Genomic DNA, 22,932 nt, shown 5'->3' with positions numbered 1-22,932 from the left:
GCCTGCACAAGCGCAATCAGTCACCGACTCACGCAATTGTTAAAGTTCCCCCGCGGCACCCATTGGAGCGAGATGTCGCTGATTCGATGGAGAAAGTGCCGCTGATTCTTTGCGCGGAAGAACAAGGGGCCATTGTGCGCGGCGCCCTTCTTGTGGCTAATCGTACCGCGGCTTCGGCATCATCGGAGGTTGGGTGAGCAGGCTCTATCTGTTGCGGCACGCCAAGGCTGGCTGGGCGCTGCCCGGCATGCGCGATTTCGATCGACCGCTTGACGCATCCGGCCGCGCCGATGCCGAGACGATGGGCGCAGCCATGCGCTCGCGTGGCTATGTCCCCGACCTGACATTGTGCTCCAACGCCCGGCGCGCCAAGGAAACGCTCGAAGGGCTGGCCGGCCAGACCGATACCGGCAAGGTCTTGTTTTTCGACACACTCTATAGCGAAGATGCGGCCGGCTATCTCCGCCTCATCCGGGAGCATGGCGGGCCAGGTTCGCTGCTGGTCATCGGTCACAACCCGATGACGGAGGATCTCGCCATGGCGGTCTCGGGCGATGGCGACGAGACGGCGCGGGCGATGCTCAACCATGGTTTCCCGACCTCGGGCCTGGCTGTCGTGCGTTTCCTGGACAATCTGACGAAAGCAGGCCAGGACACGGGCTATCTCGAAGCGTTCCTGACACCGGCCGATCTCTAACTCCCTGTTTTGGCGCAATTTCCAAGGGAAAGCGCTATGCGCTCTTCCCGGGAAAACCGCTCCACACTTTTCCTGGAATTGCTTCGGCATCGATTTCCGGCGCCATTTCAAAGCCGGGTTCCAGCGCCTATATCGGACGGACCCAAGCCTGAGAGATCACATTTTGGCATCATCGCTGACCACCTTCACCGACGAGGCAAAAATTGCCCTCGATACGCTGTCGGGACGCGCCACCGGGCTTTTTTCTCCGTCGCTGCGGCTGGGTGTTACCGGCCTTTCACGCGCCGGCAAGACGGTGTTCATTTCCGCGCTGGTGCACAATCTGATCCACGGCGGACGCCTGCCGCTGTTCGAGGCACAGAAATCCGGGCGTATCGCCCGCGCCTTCCTCGAAGAGCAGCCTGACGACGCCGTGCCGCGCTTCCAGTACGAGGATCATATCGCCGCATTGGTCAACGACCGCGCCTGGCCCGATTCCACGCGCGCCATTTCGGAACTGCGGCTGACCATCGAATATGAATCGGCCTCCGGCTGGAACCGCATGTTCTCTTCAGGCAAACTGTCGGTCGACATCGTCGATTATCCCGGCGAATGGCTGCTCGACCTGCCGCTGCTCGGCAAATCCTTCGCCGATTTTTCACACGAGGCCATGGAGATGGCCACTTTGCCGGTGCGCGAGGATCTTTCGCGGGCCTGGCGGGCGATCTCGGCGGAAATCGACCCGAATGGCGACGCCGATGAGATGACGGCACGCCGCCTCGCCGAAAGCTTCGCGGCCTATCTCAAGGCCTGCAAGCTCGACGAGCGCGCGCTTTCGACCTTGCCGCCCGGCCGTTTCCTGATGCCTGGCGACCTCGAAGGCTCGCCCGCACTGACCTTCGCGCCGCTGGCTGGCCTCGACAGGCGTCCGCGCCCGGGATCGCTGCACGCCATGATGGAAAGGCGCTACGAGGCTTACAAGACGCATGTCGTCAAACCGTTCTTCCGCGAACACATCACCCGCCTCGATCGCCAGATCGTCCTGATCGACGCCATGCAGGCGCTGAACGCCGGCCCCGGCGCCATGGCCGACCTCGAGCGTGCGGTGACCGAGATCCTGAGCTGTTTTCGCCCCGGCCGGGGTAGCTTCCTCACCGACCTGTTTTCGCGGCGCATCGATCGCATCCTGGTCGCCGCGACCAAGGCCGATCACCTGCACCATGAAAGCCATGACCGGTTGCAGGCGATCGTGCGGCGGCTGGCGGACCGTGCCGTGGCACGAGCGAACTTCACCGGCGCCGACGTCGACGTCGTCGCCATGGCGGCGGTGCGCGCGACCCGCGAAGGCACGGTCAAGCAAGGCCGTGAGACGTTGCCTGTCATCATCGGCACGCCGATCGCCGGCGAGAAGATCAACAGTGAAACGTTCGACGGAAAGACCGAAACTGCCATATTTCCCGGTGACTTACCGGAGAAGATTGATGCGGTATTCGACGTCTCCGGACCCGATCACAGGCAGGATTCCACGGACCCGGCAATCCGCTTTGTCCGGTTCCGCCCACCAAAACTCGAACGCACGGCCGAAGGCGTCACGCTGTCTCTGCCGCATATCAGACTCGACCGTGCCTTGCAGTTCCTGATCGGAGACCATCTGGCATGACCGCGCCCCGCAAACCGGCGGCCTTCCGCATCGAACCGGAAGCCGCGCCAACACAAGAGGCGTCAAAGACGCGGCAGGCCGAGCCCCCGCGCAAACCCCGCGGGCTGAAGACGGATGTCGCGCTGGTCATACCGGCGGAAGTCGACGTCTTCGACGAACCGGACATCGTGGCCGCGGAACCGCCGCCGGCGGTCGCCCCCAGGAAACGCTCGTTGTTTGGCAGCATCTTCTTCGGCGCCATCGGCGTGCTGGTTTCGCTGGCTGTCGGCCTGTGGACCGACCAGCTGGTTCGCGATCTCTTCGCCCGCGCCGAATGGCTGGGTTGGCTGGCCGCCGGCATGGCGGCGATCGCCGTATTGGCACTCGTGGTGATCCTGATTCGGGAATTCCTGGCGATCGCCCGCCTTGCCGAAGTCGAAAAACTGCAAAAACGCGCGCTCGACGCCATCGCGCGCGACGACCCCAAGGCGGCACGGTCGGTGGTCGACGAGCTTTCGGCTTTCGTCGCGGCCAAGCCCGAGACCGCGGCCGGCCGGCGTGCGCTCGCCGAACTGCGCGGCGAAATCATCGACGGCGGCAATCTGGTGCGCCTGGCCGAAGCGGAAATCCTCGGCCCCCTCGACGCCAGGGCAAAGGTGATGATTCTCGAAGCCGCCAAACGCGTCTCGCTGGTGACGGCGGTCAGCCCGCGCGCGCTCGTCGATGTCGCCTATGTCGTGTTCGAGGCCGGACGCCTCATTCGCCGTCTGTCCGAACTCTATGGCGGACGCCCGGGAACGCTGGGGTTCTTCCGCCTGGCGCGCAGCGTGCTTGCGCATCTGGCGGTCACCGGCTCGATCGCCGTCGGCGACAGTTTCGTCCAGCAGATCGTCGGCCACGGCCTGGCGGCACGGCTTTCGGCCAAGCTTGGCGAGGGCGTCGTCAACGGCATGATGACGGCGCGCATCGGCATCGCGGCGATGGAAACCGCGCGTCCCCTGCCCTTCAGCGCCGCGAAGCGTCCGGGACTGGGCGATTTCCTCTCGGCATTGACATCGTTTGCCGCGAAGAAAGACACCGAAACCACAGGCTCCGGCAAATAGCGTCCTCTTCTTCCTGACGATGAGCGGATTGCCGTTTCGAAGGCCCGCAGTGACGAAGCATTAACCAATCTTCTTCATGGTCGAACCGGTTCCAAACAGCCTCTTTGTTGCCGGGTGTCGTCGATGAAAAGCGTAATTCTGTCCAGCGTCCTGCCCCTGGCCGTTGCGATCACAGCAGTCGTCGGTCTCGCCTCGGAGGCTTCCGCCGCAGAGCCGGACAAGCAGTTCTTCCAGTCGGCCGAAGGCAAATGGGTCGGCCCGGGCGAAATCGTCGCCGGCAAGTACAAGGGCACGAAATTCAACTGCAGCTTCACCGGCTCCACGCCGGACGGCAAGATGGGCATGACTCTGGACGGCGGCTGCCGCGTCGGCATGTTCACCCAGCCGATGTCGGCCAAGATCGAGCGCAAGGGCCGCGATTACAAGGGCTCCTTCATGGGGGGCGCTGACGGTGCGGGCCTGGACATCATCGGCGGCAACGTTGTCGATGCCCGCAAGGTGGTCTTCACCATCAACCGCAATCAGCTCCGCGGCGTCATGCAAGCCCGCATTCCCGACGACAATTCGATGACGGTGACGGTTGCCGTGCGTGTCCAGGACCAACTGGTGCCGGTCATCGGCATGAGCCTGAAGCGCGTCGACGCCGTCGAAGTCGGCTCCATCGCGCCGAATTGAGCGCATTGTCGCGCCTGCCCCTAGCACATCCCCAAAAGCAAAGAGGCGGCAGCCCATCGCCACCGCCCCCTCGAACCAGCAAAAAGGCGCTTAGCCCTTGATGGCGGCCGTCACCTCGTCATACGCCTTGCAGGCGTCGGCGAGTGTCGTGGTGCCCTGGTACTTGGTTGTTACCGCCTGGACCTTGGCGGTCAGGTCAGCCGCCTTGGACGGATCCTTGGTGATCGCCTCCTGCAGTGCGGCGGCCATGTCCTGCGCCTTCTTGGTCGCGATCTCGGCCGTGCATTCCGGCGCCTTCGAGCAGGCCGAACCGGCAAGCACCGCCAGGCCGACGGCAACAAGCAAAAACTTCTTCATGTCAGTCATCTCCTCAAAAGGGCGCGACTTGATCGTCGCTCACCCTCCAATGGCCGAAGCCGAGCGTCCTTAGCCTTCGATTGTGGCAACAAGCAACGCGCGCATTGCGTAAACTTGTGTAACGCGTCTGCAATATTGGCCGGGTCGGATTCGGGCTGCTGTGTCAGCGGCGGCAAAGTTCAGTTACGCGGCTGTAGCAGCGCCAAGACGGCTGTCGATGCAGCAAGGATAGCAGTCACAGTCAAAGGCGCCGTAGGGCCGTAGGTGTCCACAACATAGCCGCCGACAACCGCGCCGACGGTGATGGCGACCTGAAAAGAGGCGACCATCAGGCTGCCCGCTGCTTCCAGCGCGTCCGGCGCGGCGCGAGACAAATTTGTCGGCAACACCACCGGCGCCATGCCGAAGGCGAAGCCCCACAGTGTCACGAAGCCAAAGGCAACGCCAATGTGCACGCCCCAAAGCACTAATGACAGCGCCGCAAACGCCATCAATGCGGCGGTAACCACGAGAGCCACGTGGATATTGGCGTCGGCCATGCGGCCACCGGCAATATTGCCGATCACTGCGGCGATGCCAAATCCGAGCAACGCCAGGGCAATTGGCCCGGTGGCAAGGAGCGTCACATGTTCGAGAAAGGGACGCACATAGACCGAGCCGGCAAAATGCCCCGTCATCAGCAAAAGGATGGCAAGCATACCAAGTTGAATGCCACGCCGCCGTGTCAGCCGAAGGACGTCCGCAAGACTATTGCTTGCCGTTGCAGGCAAAGACGGCAGGCTAAGCAACTGCAGTAGCATGGCCAGCAAGGCCAACCCTGCCGTCATGGCCATGGCGCTGCGCCAACCCAGCCAGTCGCTGATCAACGCGCCCATCGACGGTGCGGCAATGGTGGCGAGCGAGACGCCGAGGGTAACGATAGCCATGCCCCGACCTGTCGCACTGGCGCCAACCAGCCTGGCCACGACGGCGACCGAAAGCGCCCAGAAAGCGCTGAGAGCGATCCCCAGTCCGGCCCGACCCAGCAACAGCAGCCAGAAATTGGGCGCCAGCGCCGCAAGAATATTGGAAGCAACCGCTAGGGCCATAAGGCCGACCAGCACCGTCTTGCGGTTCAACCGGCCGATGAGGACATTGCTCAACATGGCCGTCACGGCGCCGACTGAAGCGGTGGCGGTGACGACCTGTCCGGCCGTTCCCTCGCTGATGCCGAGATCGCGCGCCATTGGCGTCAACAAACCTGCCGGCAGGAATTCGGCTGAGACCAGGGCAAAGCTGGTGGCGGCCAATGAAATGACTGCGAACCAGGTGGTTGCGCTCCACGCGGCCGGCGCATCGGCATCAACGCCTATCGCCGCGTCTTCAAGTTGTAATGTTGTGTCAGTCACGGAAAGATCTCCAAGGTTTGGAGATCTTCATAAACGAGTCTTTTCGGATTATATGTACCTCAAAATCCGAAATCCATGCCTATTCGTCCGGGAATTGTGCGACGCACAACGCCTGGCGAGACATTGGTGATGCGCTTGAAGGCGCGAGCGAAGGATGCCTCGGAATCATAGCCCAAGCGAGTAGCAACCTCGGCCACCGACAAACCGTTTTGCCCCAACAACTCGCGGGCAAGCTGCATGCGCAAACGGGCGAGATAGCGTGCAGCACCCTCTCCCAATACAGCGCTGAAGCGCTCGGCGAAAATCGAGCGCGATTGGCCTGCCAGGCTGGCGAGGCTTTCGAGCGTCCAGTTATGGCCGGGGTCTCTGTGCATGGCTGCCAGGGCGCGGCCAATATGGGGGTCGCGGATGGCAGCGAGCCAACCGGTGGTCGAAGCTCCCGTGCAATTGACCCAGCAGCGAATGAGCCGGGCTGTCAGCAAGTCCGCCATGCGCGACAAGATGGTGGCGCTGCCCATCTGCGGTTGCGCGGCCTCCACGGTCATGGCCGCCAGCAGAGGACCAACGACCGGATCATTGCCGGCCACGTCGCAACCCTTGATGATGGGCGGCATCAGCGTGATCAATGGATTTAACGCACAGGCGCCCAAGGCCATTGAGCCGCAGAAAAGGGTGCTTGTCGCGCCCGTGCCTTCCCGTACGACTTCGCAGACGTTGCTCCCCAACTTGGTCACCCGGCAATCATCGAGCGAGCCGCCTGCAACGTCCGGCGCGCTGGCCAGCCGATGGGCGATGCCTTGCGGCAGCAGCACCAGATCGCCATCGCGCAACTCCTGCCATCCCTGCGCTTCGGTGTGGATCCAGCATGGACCCTGACCGACAAAGTGAAAACGAAGCAGCGATTGTTGCGGGAATTCTATGCTCCAGGGATGTTGGAGCTCGCAGCGGCCATAATTGACGCCACTCAAGCGAAAGTCTTGTAGGATTTCGCTGAGCGCATCCATCGGGATATCTGGCGGAGACGGCCGGGACGAATGGTCAATCATCCTACCGATATATATACCATTCGTCCGGCAGGCAAGCGGAGACCGTAGTTCCACCAGGGGAAACGCTTCGACGGCACCCTACCCGTCCTGGCAGGCTCCCCGCCCTTGCCTCCCGCTCCAACTGCATGCAAGGAGTGCTGTCGGACATAGGGAGACTTAGGGACAAGAGGCATGGCAGCGGAAACATCAGGCAGCGATCTCATTCAGGTGGTGGCGCTGCTTGCCGCTGGGGTTGTCGCCGTCCCCATCTTCAAGCGCATGGGCCTCGGCTCCATCCTAGGCTATCTGGCCGCCGGCGTGGTGATCGGCCCGTTTGGTCTTCGCATCTTTTCCGAATCGGGCGCCATCCTCCACGTCGCCGAACTCGGCGTCGTCATGTTCCTGTTCATCATCGGGCTGGAAATGCAGCCGTCGCGGCTTTGGGGCCTGCGGCGCGAAATCTTCGGGCTCGGTGCGCTCCAGGTCGGGGTCTGCGCGGTCCTGTTGACCGGCGTGGGAATGGCCGGCGGTTTTCCGGTCTCGCAATCCTTCGTCGCCGGGGCTGGTTTCGTGCTGACCTCTACGGCGATCGTCATGCAACTTCTCGAGGAACGCGGCGAAATCGCCTCGCCGAAAGGTCAGCGCATCGTCTCCATCCTGCTGCTGGAAGATCTGGCCATCGTGCCGCTGCTGGCCCTGATCGCGTTCCTGGCGCCGGGCGGCGCCGACACCAGCCTGTCGGAAAGGCTGACCGAGGTCGGCATCGGCCTTGCCGCGATCGTCGGACTGGTGCTGGCGGGGCGCTATCTGCTCAACCCGTTCTTCCGCATCCTGGCGGATGCCCGTGCCCGTGAGGTGATGACGGCCGCGGCACTGCTCGTGGTGCTTGGATCGGCGCTCGCCATGCAGCTCAGCGGCCTGTCGATGGCGATGGGCGCCTTCCTGGCCGGCGTGCTTCTGTCCGAATCGACCTTCCGCCATCAACTGGAAGCAGACATCGAGCCGTTCCGCGGCATCCTGCTCGGCCTGTTCTTCCTTGCGGTCGGCATGTCGCTCGACCTGCATGTGGTCGCCGCGAACTGGAAGCTGATCGCGGTCTATGTCGTCGCCTACATGGTCATGAAGGCGCTTGGCATCTACATCGTCGCCCGCATCCTCAAGACCGGCCATCGTGAAGCGTTGGAACGCGCGGTCTTCATGGCGCAAGGCGGCGAATTCGCCTTCGTCCTCTACTCCGCCGCCGCTGCCGTCGGCATCATCGACAACCAGGCCAACGCGACGCTGACGGCGATCGTCATCATCTCCATGGTGCTGACACCGCTGGCGATCATCGCCTTGCGCTATGTCACCCCGCGCGACGAGCAGTCGCTCGACGGCGTCGATGTCGCCGACGGACTGACCGGCAGCGTGCTGATCATCGGTTTCGGCCGCTTCGGCCAGATCGCCAGCCAGCCGCTGCTGCTGCGCGGCATCGATGTGTCGATCATCGACAACGATGTCGAGATGATCCAGGCGGCGGCGGATTTCGGCTTCAAGGTCTATTATGGCGACGGCACCCGGCTGGATATCCTGCACGCGGCCGGCGCCGGCCGGGCGCGCGCCGTGCTGATCTGCGTCGACAAGGCCGATGCGGCCGTTCGCATCGCCCAGTTGATCAAGGCCGAATTTCCGCTGCTCACCGTGCTTGCCCGGGCTTTCGACCGCGGCACCGCGCTGCAGCTCATTCGCGCCGGCGTCGACTATCAGCTGCGCGAGACCTTCGAATCGGCACTGGTTTTCGGCGGCTCGGCCTTGGAATCGCTTGGCGTTGATCCCGAAGACGTGGCGGAAACGATCGAGGACGTCAGGCGTCGTGACACCGACCGTTTCGAAACCCAGCTCGCCGAAGGCATTCGCGCCGGCCAGCGCTTCCTGCGGGGCAATATCGGCACGCCGATTCCGACACCGCTCTCCACGCCGCGCCGCCCCGGTCAGGCCCTCAACGAGGAGACGGCCGGCGTTCTGCACAAATCCGAAACAGCCGATTGAACCAAGGAATCATGCATGGAATTGGACAGCAGAGCCCTGTCGGTCACCAAATTCTGGCGCGACGCCGGCGAGGATGCATGGTTTGAGAAGAGCGACGCTTTCGATGCCGATTTCCGCGATCGCTTTCTTGATTTGCACTACGCCGCCGCGCGGCGTGAATGCGACGCCTGGTCGGACCATGCCGAAGGTTCGTTGGCGCTGATGATCCTGCTCGACCAGTTTCCGCGCAATTGCTTTCGCGGCACCGGCCACATGTATGCCACCGACCCGCTGGCGAAGCATTTTGCTCAAAAAGCGGTCGCTGCCGGGCATGACCTCGCGCTGGAACCGGAAGTCCGCGTGTTCCTGTATTTGCCGTTCGAACATGCCGAAAACCTTGCCGACCAGGACATTTCGGTCGAGCTGCACACCGCCAGGGCCGAGTTCAACCTGAAATACGCACTGGAGCATCGCGACATCATCAAGCGCTTCGGGCGGTTTCCGCATCGCAACAGGATGCTTGGCCGCGAGACGACACCACAGGAGCAGGCGTTTCTCGACGAAGGCGGATTTTCCGGCTGATCGTTACGTCAGCCACCAATCCCGGCCGGACGGCAATCGCTCGATTCCGGCGGCGTCGACGGCGCCGAGCCGTTCCGATACGCTTCGCCCGCCGACGGCAAGATCCGGCGCGATTTCGGCCAGCGGCGCCAGCACGAAGGCGCGCTCCAGCATGCGTGGGTGCGGCACTTCCAGACCGGTCTCATGGATGACGCGGTCACCGAACACCAGAATGTCGATATCGATCAGGCGCGGCCCCCAGCGCTCCTCGCGCACCCGCTTCAGTTTCCGCTCGGCGTCGAGGCAGAGGTCAAGCAGCGCCCGCGGCGAGAGCCGGGTCGACAGTTCGGCAGCGGCGTTGAGGAAATCCGGCTGATCGAGCTTGCCCCAGGGCGGCGTGCGGTAGAGCGACGAAACGGCGGTGACGCGCGTTTCCGCATCGGCGTCGAGAATGCGCAGCGCCGCCGCCATCGAGGCCGCCGGATCGCCCAGATTGCCGCCGAGGCTGAGGTAGACGGTGTTACTCGGGCCAGACAACGGTCACCTCGACATAATCGAGCACGCCAGGCACCGGCGCGTTCGGCTTGCGCACGGTGATTTCGGCCCTTTTGATCTGCGGAAACCGCTCCGTCAGCGCCTTTGCCACTTCCATGGCCAGGGCCTCGATCAGGAAACGCCGTTCGCCGGTGATGATCTTCTCGATCACCGTGAAGGCAATGCCGTAGTTGACGGTTTCCTCGATGGCGTCGTCGACAAGCGCGCGCCCGGGTTCGACCGACAGCACCGCGTCGACATAGAAACGCTGGCCGAGCGCCTCCTCCTCGTCGAGCACGCCATGCCGGGCAAAGAAGGCGCAGTTCTTCAGGCGGATGACATACATGGCTCAGCGTCCCGATCGGTCGTTTTCAAGCGCCAGCATAGCATCCGCCATAGCCAGCGCGTCCACGTTGATTGCGACATCATGGACGCGAAACAGATGCGCGCCCTTGAGCCTGAGAATGACGCTGGTCGCCGCCGTTCCGGCAGCCCGGTCTGCCGCATCGCGGCCGGTAACGGTGCCGATGAAGCGTTTTCGCGAGGTGCCTGCCATCAGCGGAAAGCCTAGCGCATGGAGCTCGGAAAACCGCGCCATCAGCTCGAGATTTTCCTGCGCCGTCTCCTTGGCGAAGCCGAAACCGGGATCGAGCACGATGCGATCATCGGCAATGCCGTTGCGGCGGGCGACCTCCAGCGATCTCTCCAGGAACGCAAACTGGTCTGCGATCACGTCGGGCAGCTTCTCGCGATCCCGCCCGGTATGCATGATGATGAGCCCGGCTCCGGTTTCGGCGGCGACCCGCGCGATGTCGGGCTCGCGCTGGAGGCCCCAGACATCGTTGACGATATGCGCGCCGGCAGCCACGGCCAGCCGCGCGGTTTCGGCGCGATAGGTGTCGACCGAAATCAGCACGTCACCGGAGCGCGCCAACGCCTCGATCACCGGCAGGATACGTGCCTGTTCCTCGCTGGCCGAGATCGCGGCGGCGCCCGGCCGGGTCGATTCTCCACCGACATCGATGATCCGTGCCCCTTCCCCGATCATGCGGCGCGCCTGGGCCAGCGCCGCTTCGGGCGCATCGAACAGTCCGCCGTCGGAAAAGCTGTCGGGGGTGACGTTGAGGACGCCGACGACCACGGCCTTGCCGCCAAGGTCGAGATGACGTCCATGCGCCAGCTGCCATCGCCTCGCCGTCATTGCTCATCAACCATGGGCTCATCAACGATGTGTGATCCGCAAAGGATCAATTCCGTTGCGCCGGCAACGGCCGTAAAGCAAGGTGGGTAAAGAGGCAATATGATGAAACGATCCCTGCTTTGCGCGCTGCTGCTTGCCATGACCGCTGTTCCGGCGGGCGCGGCCAATCTCGTCAAGACATACAGCTACTTTTCCATTGGCGGCAGCACGCTCGAAGACATCGAGAAGCAGCTCTCCAAACACGGGCCGCAGGTCAAAAGCACGGGCTCGCGCCACCCCGGCGCCACCCAGATGGCCTTCACCACCCGTATCAGCTACGCCACGCAGGCTGGCTCCTGCCGGATCGCCGACGCCGCCGTGACGGTCAAGGTCAAGGTGATCCTTCCGGAATGGCGCCGCCCGCGCAAGGCGGATCCCGACGTGAAGCTGTTCTGGGACACGCTGTCGGCCGACATCAAGCGCCATGAAGAACGCCATGTCGAGATCGCCAAGAACTATGGCCGCGAGCTGGAAAACGCGCTGAAGGCGACCTACCCGCGGACGGATTGCGATACGGCCAAGGCCAAGGCGGCCGAGATCACCGCCGCCATTCTCGCCAGGCACGACCGCGCCCAGGTGCAGTTCGATCGCGTCGAGAGCGTCAATTTCGAAAGCCGTATCCTGCGGCTCATGCGCTACCGCATCCAGCGCATCGAGAACGGTCGGCTGCCGCCGCCGGCCTGAATTTCATCGGCGCGCGCGATGGCGCCGACGCAAGCCAACCGGGCCGAAGCGTAGTGCCAGCGTCGAAAAATTTTCGAACGGCAGTCGAAATCGGCCTAAACGGAACGACATATCACGGGTTGGCAAGGCGCAACCCTCAAGGCACGAGCACCACGACCGATCGCGCGGCGAACGCATCAAGCAAGCCCAATCGTCGACCCGGATCGCGCGCAAAGCATATGGATAATACTATGGACCAGGCTGTCGACAAGCAGACCATGGCGGCCGACGCCACGCCGCTGACCGAAAGCGAGAAGAACGCCATCATCGGCGGCGTTCTTCTGTCCATGCTGTTAGCGGCGCTCGACCAGACCATTATCGCACCCGCCATGCCGACCATCGCGCGAGCACTCGGCCACGCCGAGTATCTCCCCTGGATGGTCACTGGCTATCTCCTGACCGCCACCGCCGTGGCACCGCTCTACGGCAAGATTTCCGACGTCTATGGCCGCCGCCCTACCGTTTACGCAGCGATCCTCATCTTCCTCGCCGGATCGCTGGTCAGCGCCATGGCCCCCAACATGTTCGTGCTGGTGATAGGGCGCGCGATCCAGGGTGCGGGCGGCGGCGGCCTGTTTGCGCTGGCGCAAACCGTGATCGGCGACCTCGTGCCGCCGCGCGAACGCGCACGCTACGCGGCCTGGGTCTCTGGCACCTGGGCCGTCGCCAGCATTGCAGGGCCACTGCTGGGCGGCACCTTTGCCGAGCATCTGCACTGGTCGCTGATCTTCTGGATCAACATTCCGCTTGGGCTGGTGGCCATGGCCATCATCAACAAGCCACTGAAGAAGCTGCCGATCGCGGCCAAACATCACCGTATCGACGGGTTGGGCGCCGTGCTTCTGGTTATCGCCACGGCACTTCTGCTTCTGGCGCTCAACTGGGGCGGCAGCACCTATCCCTGGTTTTCGGGCGAAATTCTCGGCCTGGTGACCGGGTCGGCCGTGTTCTGGGCCCTGTTCGCACTGAGGCTGCTGAGGGCCGCCGAACCGTTGATCTCGCTTGAAGTGTTGGGCAACCCGATCGTGCTCGCCGGTGCGCTGTCGATGTTCCTGCTGCAGGCCGCCAATATCGGCGCTTCGGTCTACCTGCCGGTCTATCTACAAACCGTGATCGGGCTCTCCGTCAGTGAATCGGGACTGGCCATGCTCGGCCTTTTGCTCGGCACGGTCGCCGGTGCCGCCTCCAGCGGCCGTCTGATCCCCCGCTTCGTGCACTACAAGCGTATCGCCATGATCGGCATCGCTTTGGCCATTGTCAGCATCGGCGTGCTTAGTGCCATTGCCGGACACGCCTCGCTGCTCGAGGTCGAGATCCTGACCACCCTGATCGGCCTGGGCAGCGGAACGACATTCCCCGTCGCGACCGTCTCTGTCCAGAACGCCGTCGATCGAACCCATCTCGGGGTCGCGACCGGCGTGCTGACCTTCTTGCGCACACTGGGTGGCGCGCTGGGCGTCGCCCTGCTCGGTGCGGTGGCGCTGGGCTATGGCCTGCCGCTCTCCGCCGAGGGCTCGCAGACACATATCCAGCTGACGTCAGCCTTGCCGTTCGTGATGATCTTCATCACCGCCGGCATCACCCTGGGGCTGGCGCTTGTCGCAATGATGCTGATGCCGGAAAAGGCGCTGCGCGGACGCGACGAGGCTGTCGCGCCCGTCATCGCGGAATAGAAGCGCTCTTTACTCCACCACGCCGAGCTTCTTCTGCAGGCTGGTCGACGAGGTTGTGTACTGGAACACGATCCGCTCACCCGGGCTGACGATGCGCTTGGCGGCCTGCGCCATAAGCGCCACCTCATGAAAACCTGACAGGATCAGCTTCAGCTTGCCCGGATACCAGTTGATGTCGCCGACGGCAAAAATGCCGGGCACCGAGGTCTGGAACTTCTCGGTGTCGACCGGGATCAGGTTCTCGTGGAGATTGAGCCCCCATTCCGCGATCGGCCCGAGCTTCATGGTCAGGCCGAAGAAGGGCAGCATGCGGGTGCATGGCACTTCGATATCACCTTCCGGACCACCCTTGATGGTGGCCGATGACAGCTGGCCGTCGGCGCCGGTCAGGCCGGTCACCTGCCCGACCCTGAATGCCAGCTGCTTCATCTCCTGCATGGCATACATTTTGTTGACGCTGTCGGGCGCCGCGCGGAATTCAGGGCGCCGATGAACGAGCGTCACGCTCTTGGCCACCGGCTGCAGGTTGAGCGTCCAGTCGAGCGCCGAATCGCCGCCACCGACGATGACAAGGTCGTGGCCGCGAAAATCCTCGATCCGGCGCACCGAATAGAAGACGCTCTTGCCCTCATAGGGCTCGATGCCCGGGATCGGCGGGCGTTTCGGCTGGAACGAGCCGCCGCCGGCGGCGATCACCACCACCTTTGCCTCGAACACCTCGTTCTCGTCCGTGATGACGCGAAAGCCGCCGTCCTCCAGTTTCTCGAGGCTGGAGACCATGCGGTTGTAGGTGAAGTCAGGCTTGAACGGATGGATCTGCTCGAGCAGCTTGTCGACCAGCCCTTGCGCCGAAATCGAAGGCCAGCCGGGAATGTCGTAGATCGGCTTTTCCGGATAGAGTTCCGCGCATTGGCCGCCGGGTTTGTCGAGGATATCGATCAGGTGGCATTTCATGTCGAACAGGCCGAGCTCGAACACGGCGAACAGGCCAACAGGCCCTGCCCCGACAATGAGAACGTCTGTGCTGATGATCCCGGTCATGCGCCCTGCCTCGTTGCTGGATGGCGTGAGACTGCATGACCACCGGCCCGCTGCCAAGCGGCAGTGGGAAAAATCCGCTTTTCAGCCCTGGCGCTCGGGTACCCGCACCACCAGGCCGTCGAGCGCGTCGCGCACCTTGATCTGGCAGGACAGCCGCGAGTTCGGCTGGACGTTGTAGGCGAAGTCCAGCATGTCCTCTTCCATCGCTTCCGGCTCGCCCACTTCCGCCGTCCAGGCCTCGTCGACATAGACATGGCAGGTGGCGCAGGCGCAGGCGCCGCCGCACTCCGCCTCGATCCCCGGCACGGCGTTGCGGATGGCGTTTTCCATGACCGTCGAGCCGTTTTCGGCGTCCACGTCGAATTGTGTGCCGTCATGGGCGATGAAGGTCAGCTTGGTCATTTGTCACCTGAAGGGAGTTTCCGCCGAGATAATCACTCCGGCAGACAAGTCAACTGCCGTGCGAAAGCGCCTCTCGGTGACGTTTTTCCACAAACCGGGTCAGCGATTGATGGCGGCGATGAAATCACGCACTTCGTCGATCAGTTTGCCGAGCCGCTTGAGGGCCTGGCCGTCTTCCGGCTGCCGCTCGATCTCAGTGGCACAATCGGCGATCGCAAAGGCGCCGACGCCGCGAGCAGACCCTTTCAACCCATGCGCCAGCAGAAGCCGGTCCTTGAGATCGGCATCGACTATTTTGTCGCGTACCGACAGCGCCTGCTGTACAAACAGCGCCAGCACCTCTTGCTCGAGGGCGCGGTCGCCCATCGTTTGCCGGGCAAGGTGTGCCAAATCGACCGGTCGGGACTGTCTGGTTCCCGAGACGTCGCCTCCGGGCATTGAAAAGGCAATGCCGCTTTCGCCACGCATGAACTCGAACTCCGTTTTCTTCGGCCGCCTGAAAAACTAGGCGAATCCAATGGACAACGGGTTAATGGATGGCCCGGAAAAATGTTGCGAAAACGGCGCCCGGATCACGGTTGCGTTAACCTTATATTTAAAGTTTTACGTATCCCGCGGAATGCATGTTTTCTTTATCCCTCTGTGTCATTACGATACGAAGGTCCATTTTCAGCCTCCTGCGCGGGGGTACGACAAAAGACAATTATAAGCCCCGCGGCAGCTAGTACAGGGTAGCGAAGGCATGGCAAAGAAACCAACGACGACGACGAGAAATCTCGACAGCGACGTGGCCAGGGAACTGGAAAAAGCGCTCGATCTCGACCTCAGCGGCGATATCGGCAGCGGCGATCTCGATATCGCGGCTTCGATGGAAGATCTGGAAGCGCAGATATCCCAGGCCGCCGACGAGCTGGCACGCGAGGGACGCAACCAGAAGCCGGCAGCCGCCGCCAATCAGGCTCCCATTGCCAATCAGCCCGCGAATCCCGCGCCGAAGGCCAAGCCGGCCGAACTGCGCCCCGTTGAGACACGCAATGGCAATGGCAATGGCACCCAGTCCACGACGGGCTTCGCGCCGGCCAATGATGATCGTCAGAAGGATTACAAGACCCTCCTGCACGGCCTCAACAGGCGCGCCTCCAACACCGTCTACTGGATTGTTGCCTTTGTCTCGCTCGCCTGGATCGCCGGCGCCGGCGGGCTCGCCAACCTGCTGTTCGGACCGAGCATCTGGAGGATCCGCACACTCGACCAGTTCCTTGCCCGTCCCGAGCTGATTGGCCTCGCCGTCGCGGCGATCGTGCCGATCATCCTGTTCTGGGCTTTCGCAGCCATGATTCGCCGCGCCCAGGACATGCGCATTGCCGCCCAGTCGATGACGGAAGTGGCCTTCCGCCTGACCGAGCCGGAAAACATGGCGCAGGATCGCGTCATGATGATCGGCCAGGCCGTTCGCCGCGAGGTGGCGGCAATGGGCGAAGGCATCGAACGCACGCTTGCCCGCGCCGTGGAGCTGGAAACGCTGGTCCACAGCGAAGTCAACCAGATCGAGCGCTCCTATTCGGAAAACGAAACCCGCATCCGTTCGCTCGTCGACGGGCTTGGCAGCGAGCGCGAGGCAGTCGTCACCCATGCCGAGCGCGTCCGTGCCTCGATCGCCGGTGCGCATGAAACGCTCAGGGATGAAATCGGCTCCGCCAGCGACATCATACGCGACTCGATCCTCAATGCGTCGACCAAGCTGTCGATGACGATCACCAATTCCGGCGACACGCTCATCGACCGCATCAATGAAAGTTCGATGTCGATCTTCGATTCGGTGGAAGGCCGGCTCGACACCATCACCGACAAGCTTTCGACCTCCGGCGAGGCCTTCGCCAGCCTGCTCGACACGCGCATCGCCAAGCTGACGGATACGACGGACGGCCTGACCCGGTCGCTGACCGATCTGCTCGACGATCGCACCACCGGCATGGTTTCGCTGCTCGGCGGCGCCGCGCGCACCCTTAATTCGGAATTCGAAGCCAGTCTCAACGGCATCGAACGTACGCTGGCCGAACGCGGCCAGGCCCTGATCAGCGAATTCCAGACCCGCGCCGAAGCGCTCGACACCGGCACGCAGAAGCTCAACGCCGCGCTCGAGGCCCGCGCCCGGCAGATCAACGAGACGCTGGTCGAGCGCGCCCGCGAAATCGCCCACACCTTCGCCGAGAGCAAGGATACGCTGGCCGCGATGATCGATCAGGGCAAGACCCAGATCGGCGCCGACATGGCTGACATCGTCACCTCGACGTCGAGCATGCTGGAGGCTCGCGCCAGCGATTTTGCCGGTCGCATGGAAGCGGCGCGTCATGTCGTCTCGCGTTCCTTCGATAGCGACATCCAGCGGCTCGCCGACGCCCGTGTCGGCATTGAGGAAGCCGTCGAAAACCACAGCCGCAAGCTGTCCGAAAGCCGCGACCGCATGGCGGCCGCCATGCAGGCGGACCTGGAGAAATTCGCCGAAAGCCGCGACGGCATCGATGCCGCGGTGACCAACCAGGTGCAGAAGCTGGCCGAAGGCCGCAGCCTGATCGCGCGCGCCCTCGAAGAGGATCTGCGCAAGGTCAACGAATCGCGCGCCGCCATCGACGCGTCGCTCGGCAGCCACCTCGAAAGGCTGGAAGAAGGCCGCAACCGGCTTTCGCTAGCTCTCAACGAAGACTCCGGAAAACTCGTGCAAGCGCGCACGATCATTGATGAAATGGTCGCCGGTCATGTTGGAAAACTCGCCGAGGGCCGCAACATTCTGTCGCGCGCCCTGGAAGCCGACCTCGGCAAACTGTCCGACAGCCGCGCCAGCATTGACGGGCTGGTTGCCGGTCAGGTCGAGAAGATCGCCGAAGGCCGTGCGGTGCTCGCCAAGGCCTTGGAAAACGATATTGCCGGCATTAAGAGCCTGATCGAGGTGCATTCGGCAAAGCTCGTGGAAGACCGTAGCCAACTCGGCCGTTCGCTCGAGGACGATCTATCTGGCATCAGGGGCTTGCTTGACGATCACTCGGTCAAGCTCGCCAACGACCGCAGCCTGCTGTCGCAGACGCTGGAAGCCGACCTTGCCAAGCTGGCCGAAAGCCGCTCGAGCATTGACGGCCTCGTCGCCGGTCAGGTCGAGAAGCTGGCCGAGGGCCGCGACATTCTCAAGCGCGCGCTGGAATCGGACCTCAGCACCATCAAGGGTGTCATATCGAGCCAGTCGGAAAGGCTGGCGGAGGATCGCGGACAGCTTTCGCGGGTCCTCGAAGCCGACTTGCAGAATGTGAACAGCGTCATCGCCGACCACATGAACAGGCTCGTTCAGGATCGTTCGACCTTGTCGAAGGCTCTCGAGGACGACCTCGCGAAGCTGGCCGACAGCCGCTCCAGCATCGACGGGCTGGTCGCAGGTCAGGTCGAGAAGCTTGCCGAAGGCCGCGACATTCTCAAGCGCGCCCTCGAAGCCGACCTCAACACCATCAAGAACACCGTTGCCGACCAGTCGCAGAAGCTGGTCGACGACCGCGCCCAGTTCGCCAGGGCGCTCGAAGCCGATCTCGAAAGTGTCAACAACCTCGTCAACAGCCATTCCGAGCGGCTCGTCCAGGATCGTTCGACCCTGTCGAAGGCGCTGGAAGTCGACCTTGATAGCGTCAACACCCTCGTCAACAGCCATGCCGAGCGGCTCGTCCAGGACCGTTCGACGCTGTCGAAGGCGCTGGAAGCCGACCTCGAGAGCGTCAGCGGCCTGGTCAGCAGCCATGCCGACAGGCTTGTCCAGGAACGCTCGACCCTGTCCAGGGCGCTCGAGGACGATCTTGCCAAGCTGGCCGAGAGCCGTTCGAGCATCGACGGCCTGGTCGCCGGCCAGGTCGAGAAACTGGCCGAAGGCCGCGACGTTCTCAGGCGCGCCCTCGAAGCCGATCTCGCCAAGCTCGCCGAAAGCCGCTCCAGCATCGACGGGCTGGTGGCCGGCCAGGTTGAGAAGCTCGCCGAAGGCCGCGACATTCTCAAGCGCGCCCTCGAGGCCGACCTGCAGAGGCTGAGCGAAAGCCGCGGCGATATCGACGGCGTCATCGCCGGCCATGTCGGCAGGCTGGCCGAAGGCCGCGACATGCTGAGCCGCGCGCTGGAAGACGATCTCGGCAAGCTCGCCGAGACCCGCAAGGACGTCGACCGCTCGCTGTCCGGTCATATCGACCAGATCGCCGCCAGAAGCACCGACATTTCGGCCGCGATCGCCGCCGATGTGGAGAAGATCGAGCAGGCGTTCAGCCGTCAGACCGGCATCATCGAGGAACGCGCCGGAACCATGGAGCGCGCGCTCTCGACCGGCGTCGACAATGTCCGCAGCGTGCTCGAAAAGAGCGCGGTCTTCGTCGCCGGCGCCCTGCGCGAAAAGGTCCTGGAAGTCACCAGCGCGCTGCATGAGCAGGCCGGTGCAGCCTTCAGCGACGCCGACCGCAAGATCGCCGAGCGCGCCGAACAGACGTCCGCCGCCCTTTTGGCGCGGGCCGAAGACATCGCCCGTACCTTCGAGGAAGCCGACCGTCGCCTCCACGCCCGTGCGGAAGATACGTCCAACGCCTTGCTCGCTCGCGCCGACGACACCTCCAGCTCGCTGCTGGCCCGTGCCCACGAAACCGCCGATCAGCTGGCCGCCCGCGCCGGCGAGATCGCCGGCACCTTCGAGTTGGCGGACCAGAAGCTCGCCGCCCGCGCCCAGGAAACGGCCGACCAGCTGGCTGCCCGGGCCCAGGATACCGCGGATCATCTGGCGGCCCGCGCAAGCGAGATTGCCGGCACCTTCGACGCAGCCGACCAGAAACTGGTCGCCCGCGCCGTCGAGACGGCACAATCGCTGGCCGCCCGCGCCGGTGACATCCTGCGCAACTTCGAAAGCGCCGACCAGCGGCTCGGCATGCGCATCGGCGAATCCGCCGAGGCTCTCGCCGCCCGTGCAACCGACCTTGGCCGCATTTTCGATGCCGCCGATCAGCAACTGGTCTCGCGCATCGCCGAGGGCTCGGATGCTCTGTCCAGCCGTGCGTCCGAGATCGGCCGCATCTTCGACGAGGCCGACCAGCGCCTGGTCTCGCGCATCGCCGACAGCTCTTCGACGATCGGCGAGCATGCGCAGACCATCGTCGGGGCTTTCGCCAGCACCGAGCAGAAGGTCGCCGATCGTGCGCGCCAGACCGGCCAGGAACTGGCCGTGCACGCCCGCGAAATCGAGCAGGCACTTGCCGGCGCCGACGAGCGTCTTGCGTCGACCGCGGCGGCCGCGGCCGCCCGTGTCGAGGAGCAGATAGCCAGCGTCGAGAACCGCCTCGCCCACACCACCGAAACGATAGGCCAGAGGCTCAACGAGCAGGTGTCGAGCGCCGAGGCACAGCTCGTTTCGCGCGCCAATGTGATCGCCGAGACCTTCACTGCTGTTGGCCAGCATATCGGCCAGAGCACCAACGACGCCGCCAAGACGATCGGCGCCAACACCCGCGAACTCAACACCATGCTCGCGGCGCGGTCGGCCGAAATGTCGAAGATCCTCGACGAAACCGCGCGGCCTTTGGTCGAGCGCTTCGCCCAGGGCGGCTCGGAACTGCAAAAAAGCATGGAAGAGGTCACCGAACGCGCGACCGAGAAGCTGCGCAGCGAAAATGCTGCCCTGGTCAACGCGCTCGCCAACCGCACCGCCGAGACCTTGTCGGCGGTTGAAGGCGCCCGCTCGTCGCTGTCGGACAGCGTTGCCGATCTCATCGGCCGCATGACTAATTCCAGTTCGCAGCTCGGCCAGCTGATCGAGCAGGCCGCGGTCAATCTCGGCCAGGTCGACGAACGCCTGACCGGCAGCACGCAGAGCTTCGCGGCGACAACCGAAAAAGCGGCGCAGACCTTTGCCAGCTCGGCGCGCCTGGTCGACTCGAACACCACAAGGCTGACGGAACTGTCGTCGTCGACCTTGCGCGAAGTGGCCTCGATCGCCACCAAGTTCGATGAGCACAGCCGCCTGCTGGCCAGCGCCTCGGACCTGTTGAGTTCGGCCCAGAGCAACCTCGAGCACACGCTGGAAAGGCAGTCGTCGCTCGAAGACCTCGCCGTCGGCCTGGTCAAGAAGTCGGAAGACCTCGAAAGGGTCATGCGCTCCTTCGAAAACCTCGTCGGCCAGACGCTGCAGAACGCCGAAGGCAAGACGATGGAGTCGGCCGACAAGATCCGCAACGCCATCACCGACGTGGTCGATTCGGCAACCAAGCGCTTCGCCGATGCTACCGATGAGATGCGGCGCACCGCGAGCTCGATCAAGAGCGAACTCGACCTCACCCGCGCCGAGCTCAAGAAAGGCGTTATCGAGATGCCGGAAGAGGCAAAGGAATCGACCTCTGCCATCCGCCGCGCCGTTTCCGAGCAGATCAACGCCCTGAAGGAGCTTTCGGACATCGTTGCGAAGTCCGGTCGCGGCGGCGGCGACAGCCCGGAGCCACGCAATCTGCGTCCAGCGCCGCAAGCGCCGGCGGCACGCCCTGCCGAACCGCCGCGTCGCGCGCCGGCACCGCAGCCGGAGCTTCGCACGCCCCAGGCGCCGTTGGGCGGTGCAGCACTGCGCGGCACGCTCGATCTCGAGCGTCCGGCAGAGCCGCGCCAGCGTCCTGATGCCGGCGCCCGCACGCCGCAGGGCGGCTGGGTGCGCGACCTGCTGACCGCGGCATCGAACGAGGCGGATCTCAGGCCGGCAGCACCGCCTTCGGCGCCTGCCGAAGCACCGCGCGCGGCCCCTGCCCAGCGCTCGCCGCTGCATGTCGTGGAATCGCTGAACTCGCTGTCCGTCGACATCGCACGGGCCATCGACCACGATGCTTCGATCGAGTTGTGGAACCGCTATCGGCGCGGCGAACGGGACGTGTTCACGCGCCGGCTCTACACGCTGAAGGGCCAGCAGACGTTCGACGAAATCCGCCGCAAGTATCAGGGCGAGGCTGAATTCCGCGCCGCCGTCGATCGTTACTGCGACGACTTCGAAAAACTGCTCAAGGATGTCTCGCGCAACGACCGCGACAACATCATGGCGCAGACCTACCTGACCTCGGACACCGGCAAGGTCTACACCATGCTGGCCCACGCCAGCGGGCGCCTGCACTAACCACGAATTGAACAGGCGGGGCCATGGTCCCGCCTGGCCCTGGCTCCGTCGCGCGCTGAACCATTCACACCTGTCTGACCCTCGCCAAAAGGGTACCAACCGTGAAGACGGCCATCATATTCGACTGCGAGTTTCTCTGCCTTGAGGGGTCACAACGTCGGTTTCGGTGCGCGGCCCACGATCCCGACCCGGTCATCGCGCAGATTGGCGCGGTCAGGCTCGGTCTCGAAGATGACTTTCCGCTGCTCGGCACGCACAAGGCCTATATCAGACCGATCGACCGGTTTGGCCGGAGATACGAACTCGATCCGTTCTTCACCAGACTGACCGGCATCACCGAGAAAAACATCGAGACCGAAGGGGTTGCGCTTGGAGAAGCACTTGCCGGGGTCGATCGCTTTTCCGATGGCGCGCGGTTCTGGTCCTGGGGCAAGGACGAACTGAACATGATGGCCATCAGCTGCTATGTCGCGGGCATTCGGCCGTCCATCCCCGCCACCCGGTTTCGACAACGCCGTCAAGCTGCTGATCGCGGCCGGGATGCCGATCGAGGATCTAGCGCACACGCCGAGCAACAAGCTCGCGGACTATTACGGCGTCGAACACCCGCCATTGCAGGGACATGACGCGCTCGACGACGCGCTGTCCGTAACCTACACGCTGCAGCATCTGATGAAGACCGGGAAGCTGCGGCCGGAAGCCTTCGACCGCTTGTAGCTTGAAGCGTCTGGC

At 63.8% G+C, this 22,932-nt stretch carries 18 protein-coding genes and 1 pseudogene; 10 read left to right on the top strand and 9 right to left on the bottom strand.

Annotation, left to right across the window (positions count from 1 at the left end):
• Positions 1-193: 193 nt before the first annotated feature.
• The 4 genes from D3242_RS24300 (at position 194) to D3242_RS24285 (ending at position 4,093) form a co-directional block, all read left to right on the top strand.
• Entirely contained in the window at positions 194-697 is a 504-nt protein-coding gene (locus D3242_RS24300) for a SixA phosphatase family protein (RefSeq protein ID WP_064985666.1), read from the top strand.
• Positions 698-860: 163 nt separating this feature from the next.
• The gene (locus tag D3242_RS24295; protein ID WP_064985668.1) at positions 861-2,336 is read left to right on the top strand and encodes a YcjX family GTP-binding protein; all 1,476 of its coding nucleotides are present in this window, start codon (positions 861-863) and stop codon (positions 2,334-2,336) included.
• Positions 2,333-3,418 (top strand): YcjF family protein, encoded by a 1,086-nt coding sequence (locus D3242_RS24290; RefSeq protein WP_019858325.1) that lies wholly within the window; start codon positions 2,333-2,335, stop codon positions 3,416-3,418. Before D3242_RS24295 ends, D3242_RS24290 begins: the two co-directional genes overlap by 4 nt.
• Before the next feature lie 123 nt (positions 3,419-3,541).
• Entirely contained in the window at positions 3,542-4,093 is a 552-nt protein-coding gene (locus D3242_RS24285) for a hypothetical protein (RefSeq protein ID WP_038646972.1), read from the top strand.
• Between the two features lie 90 nt (positions 4,094-4,183).
• Here the strand turns inward: D3242_RS24285 and D3242_RS24280 are convergent, their stop codons facing one another.
• The 3 genes from D3242_RS24280 to D3242_RS24270 all read right to left on the bottom strand — a co-directional run bounded on the left by D3242_RS24280 (position 4,184) and on the right by D3242_RS24270 (position 6,884).
• Complete coding sequence (locus D3242_RS24280; protein ID WP_019858327.1) at positions 4,184-4,450, bottom strand: hypothetical protein; 267 nt, start codon at positions 4,448-4,450, stop codon at positions 4,184-4,186.
• A 179-nt stretch (positions 4,451-4,629) separates the two neighbouring features.
• Positions 4,630-5,838 carry an MFS transporter gene (locus tag D3242_RS24275; RefSeq protein ID WP_064985670.1) on the bottom strand — a complete coding sequence of 403 codons (1,209 nt, stop codon included), beginning with the start codon at positions 5,836-5,838 and terminating at the stop codon, positions 4,630-4,632.
• Positions 5,839-5,897: 59 nt separating this feature from the next.
• Positions 5,898-6,884 (bottom strand): AraC family transcriptional regulator, encoded by a 987-nt coding sequence (locus D3242_RS24270; RefSeq protein WP_038646976.1) that lies wholly within the window; start codon positions 6,882-6,884, stop codon positions 5,898-5,900.
• Between the two features lie 171 nt (positions 6,885-7,055).
• On the opposite strand from D3242_RS24270, the gene D3242_RS24265 reads away from it, so the two are divergent.
• Together D3242_RS24265 and D3242_RS24260 are read left to right on the top strand one after the other, a co-directional pair.
• Positions 7,056-8,891 (top strand): monovalent cation:proton antiporter-2 (CPA2) family protein, encoded by a 1,836-nt coding sequence (locus D3242_RS24265; RefSeq protein WP_064985672.1) that lies wholly within the window; start codon positions 7,056-7,058, stop codon positions 8,889-8,891.
• A gap of 15 nt (positions 8,892-8,906) precedes the next feature.
• Positions 8,907-9,452: a DUF924 family protein gene (locus tag D3242_RS24260; RefSeq protein WP_064985674.1), complete on the top strand. Its 546-nt coding sequence runs from the start codon at positions 8,907-8,909 to the stop codon at positions 9,450-9,452.
• 3 nt (positions 9,453-9,455) lie between these two features.
• On the opposite strand, the gene folK is transcribed toward D3242_RS24260, so the two are convergent.
• From folK to folP, 3 genes are read right to left on the bottom strand one after another with little or no spacing between them, the layout of a single operon-like run.
• Entirely contained in the window at positions 9,456-9,968 is a 513-nt protein-coding gene (gene folK, locus D3242_RS24255) for a 2-amino-4-hydroxy-6-hydroxymethyldihydropteridine diphosphokinase (RefSeq protein ID WP_064985675.1), read from the bottom strand.
• Positions 9,952-10,311 carry a dihydroneopterin aldolase gene (folB, locus tag D3242_RS24250; RefSeq protein ID WP_027044656.1) on the bottom strand — a complete coding sequence of 120 codons (360 nt, stop codon included), beginning with the start codon at positions 10,309-10,311 and terminating at the stop codon, positions 9,952-9,954. The genes folK and folB overlap by 17 nt, the downstream gene beginning before the upstream one ends.
• Before the next feature lie 3 nt (positions 10,312-10,314).
• Positions 10,315-11,166, bottom strand: a complete 852-nt coding sequence (gene folP, locus D3242_RS24245; protein WP_064985677.1) for a dihydropteroate synthase — start codon at positions 11,164-11,166, stop codon at positions 10,315-10,317.
• Positions 11,167-11,265: 99 nt separating this feature from the next.
• On the opposite strand from folP, the gene D3242_RS24240 reads away from it, so the two are divergent.
• Positions 11,266-11,889: a DUF922 domain-containing Zn-dependent protease gene (locus D3242_RS24240; protein WP_038646984.1), complete on the top strand. Its 624-nt coding sequence runs from the start codon at positions 11,266-11,268 to the stop codon at positions 11,887-11,889.
• 230 nt (positions 11,890-12,119) lie between these two features.
• Positions 12,120-13,601: an MDR family MFS transporter gene (locus D3242_RS24235; RefSeq protein ID WP_027046872.1), complete on the top strand. Its 1,482-nt coding sequence runs from the start codon at positions 12,120-12,122 to the stop codon at positions 13,599-13,601.
• Between the two features lie 9 nt (positions 13,602-13,610).
• Here the strand turns inward: D3242_RS24235 and D3242_RS24230 are convergent, their stop codons facing one another.
• The 3 genes from D3242_RS24230 to D3242_RS24220 all read right to left on the bottom strand — a co-directional run bounded on the left by D3242_RS24230 (position 13,611) and on the right by D3242_RS24220 (position 15,512).
• Entirely contained in the window at positions 13,611-14,642 is a 1,032-nt protein-coding gene (locus tag D3242_RS24230; RefSeq protein ID WP_019858339.1) for an NAD(P)/FAD-dependent oxidoreductase, read from the bottom strand.
• A gap of 81 nt (positions 14,643-14,723) precedes the next feature.
• Positions 14,724-15,044, bottom strand: a complete 321-nt coding sequence (locus D3242_RS24225; protein ID WP_064985679.1) for a 2Fe-2S iron-sulfur cluster-binding protein — start codon at positions 15,042-15,044, stop codon at positions 14,724-14,726.
• A 99-nt stretch (positions 15,045-15,143) separates the two neighbouring features.
• On the bottom strand, positions 15,144-15,512 hold the full coding sequence (locus tag D3242_RS24220; RefSeq protein ID WP_027046873.1) for an Hpt domain-containing protein: 369 nt from the start codon (positions 15,510-15,512) through the stop codon (positions 15,144-15,146).
• 274 nt (positions 15,513-15,786) lie between these two features.
• On the opposite strand from D3242_RS24220, the gene D3242_RS24215 reads away from it, so the two are divergent.
• Both D3242_RS24215 and D3242_RS24210 read left to right on the top strand, forming a co-directional pair.
• Complete coding sequence (locus tag D3242_RS24215) at positions 15,787-22,200, top strand: kinesin (protein WP_064985681.1); 6,414 nt, start codon at positions 15,787-15,789, stop codon at positions 22,198-22,200.
• A gap of 101 nt (positions 22,201-22,301) precedes the next feature.
• Positions 22,302-22,917, top strand: a pseudogene (locus D3242_RS24210) (3'-5' exonuclease family protein).
• Positions 22,918-22,932 lie beyond the last annotated feature (15 nt).

The sequence above is a fragment of the Mesorhizobium jarvisii genome (genome assembly GCF_003601985.1).
Lineage (GTDB): Bacteria > Pseudomonadota > Alphaproteobacteria > Rhizobiales > Rhizobiaceae > Mesorhizobium > Mesorhizobium jarvisii.
Note: the sequence above shows the minus strand (reverse complement) of the source record. Positions and strands in the feature narration are given on the sequence as shown.

What these genes read in the sequence shown, in the direction of transcription:
- D3242_RS24225 (WP_064985679.1), bottom strand. Translation starts at nt 15,044, where the DNA reads ATGACCAAGCTGACCTTCATCGCCCATGACGGCACACAATTCGACGTG.
- D3242_RS24240 (WP_038646984.1), top strand. Translation starts at nt 11,266, where the DNA reads ATGATGAAACGATCCCTGCTTTGCGCGCTGCTGCTTGCCATGACCGCT.
- D3242_RS24235 (WP_027046872.1), top strand. Translation starts at nt 12,120, where the DNA reads ATGGACCAGGCTGTCGACAAGCAGACCATGGCGGCCGACGCCACGCCG.
- D3242_RS24260 (WP_064985674.1), top strand. Translation starts at nt 8,907, where the DNA reads ATGGAATTGGACAGCAGAGCCCTGTCGGTCACCAAATTCTGGCGCGAC.
- D3242_RS24280 (WP_019858327.1), bottom strand. Translation starts at nt 4,450, where the DNA reads ATGAAGAAGTTTTTGCTTGTTGCCGTCGGCCTGGCGGTGCTTGCCGGT.
- D3242_RS24270 (WP_038646976.1), bottom strand. Translation starts at nt 6,884, where the DNA reads ATGATTGACCATTCGTCCCGGCCGTCTCCGCCAGATATCCCGATGGAT.
- folB (WP_027044656.1), bottom strand. Translation starts at nt 10,311, where the DNA reads ATGTATGTCATCCGCCTGAAGAACTGCGCCTTCTTTGCCCGGCATGGC.
- D3242_RS24220 (WP_027046873.1), bottom strand. Translation starts at nt 15,512, where the DNA reads ATGCGTGGCGAAAGCGGCATTGCCTTTTCAATGCCCGGAGGCGACGTC.
- D3242_RS24290 (WP_019858325.1), top strand. Translation starts at nt 2,333, where the DNA reads ATGACCGCGCCCCGCAAACCGGCGGCCTTCCGCATCGAACCGGAAGCC.
- D3242_RS24215 (WP_064985681.1), top strand. Translation starts at nt 15,787, where the DNA reads ATGGCAAAGAAACCAACGACGACGACGAGAAATCTCGACAGCGACGTG.
- D3242_RS24265 (WP_064985672.1), top strand. Translation starts at nt 7,056, where the DNA reads ATGGCAGCGGAAACATCAGGCAGCGATCTCATTCAGGTGGTGGCGCTG.
- D3242_RS24285 (WP_038646972.1), top strand. Translation starts at nt 3,542, where the DNA reads ATGAAAAGCGTAATTCTGTCCAGCGTCCTGCCCCTGGCCGTTGCGATC.
- folP (WP_064985677.1), bottom strand. Translation starts at nt 11,166, where the DNA reads ATGACGGCGAGGCGATGGCAGCTGGCGCATGGACGTCATCTCGACCTT.
- D3242_RS24230 (WP_019858339.1), bottom strand. Translation starts at nt 14,642, where the DNA reads ATGACCGGGATCATCAGCACAGACGTTCTCATTGTCGGGGCAGGGCCT.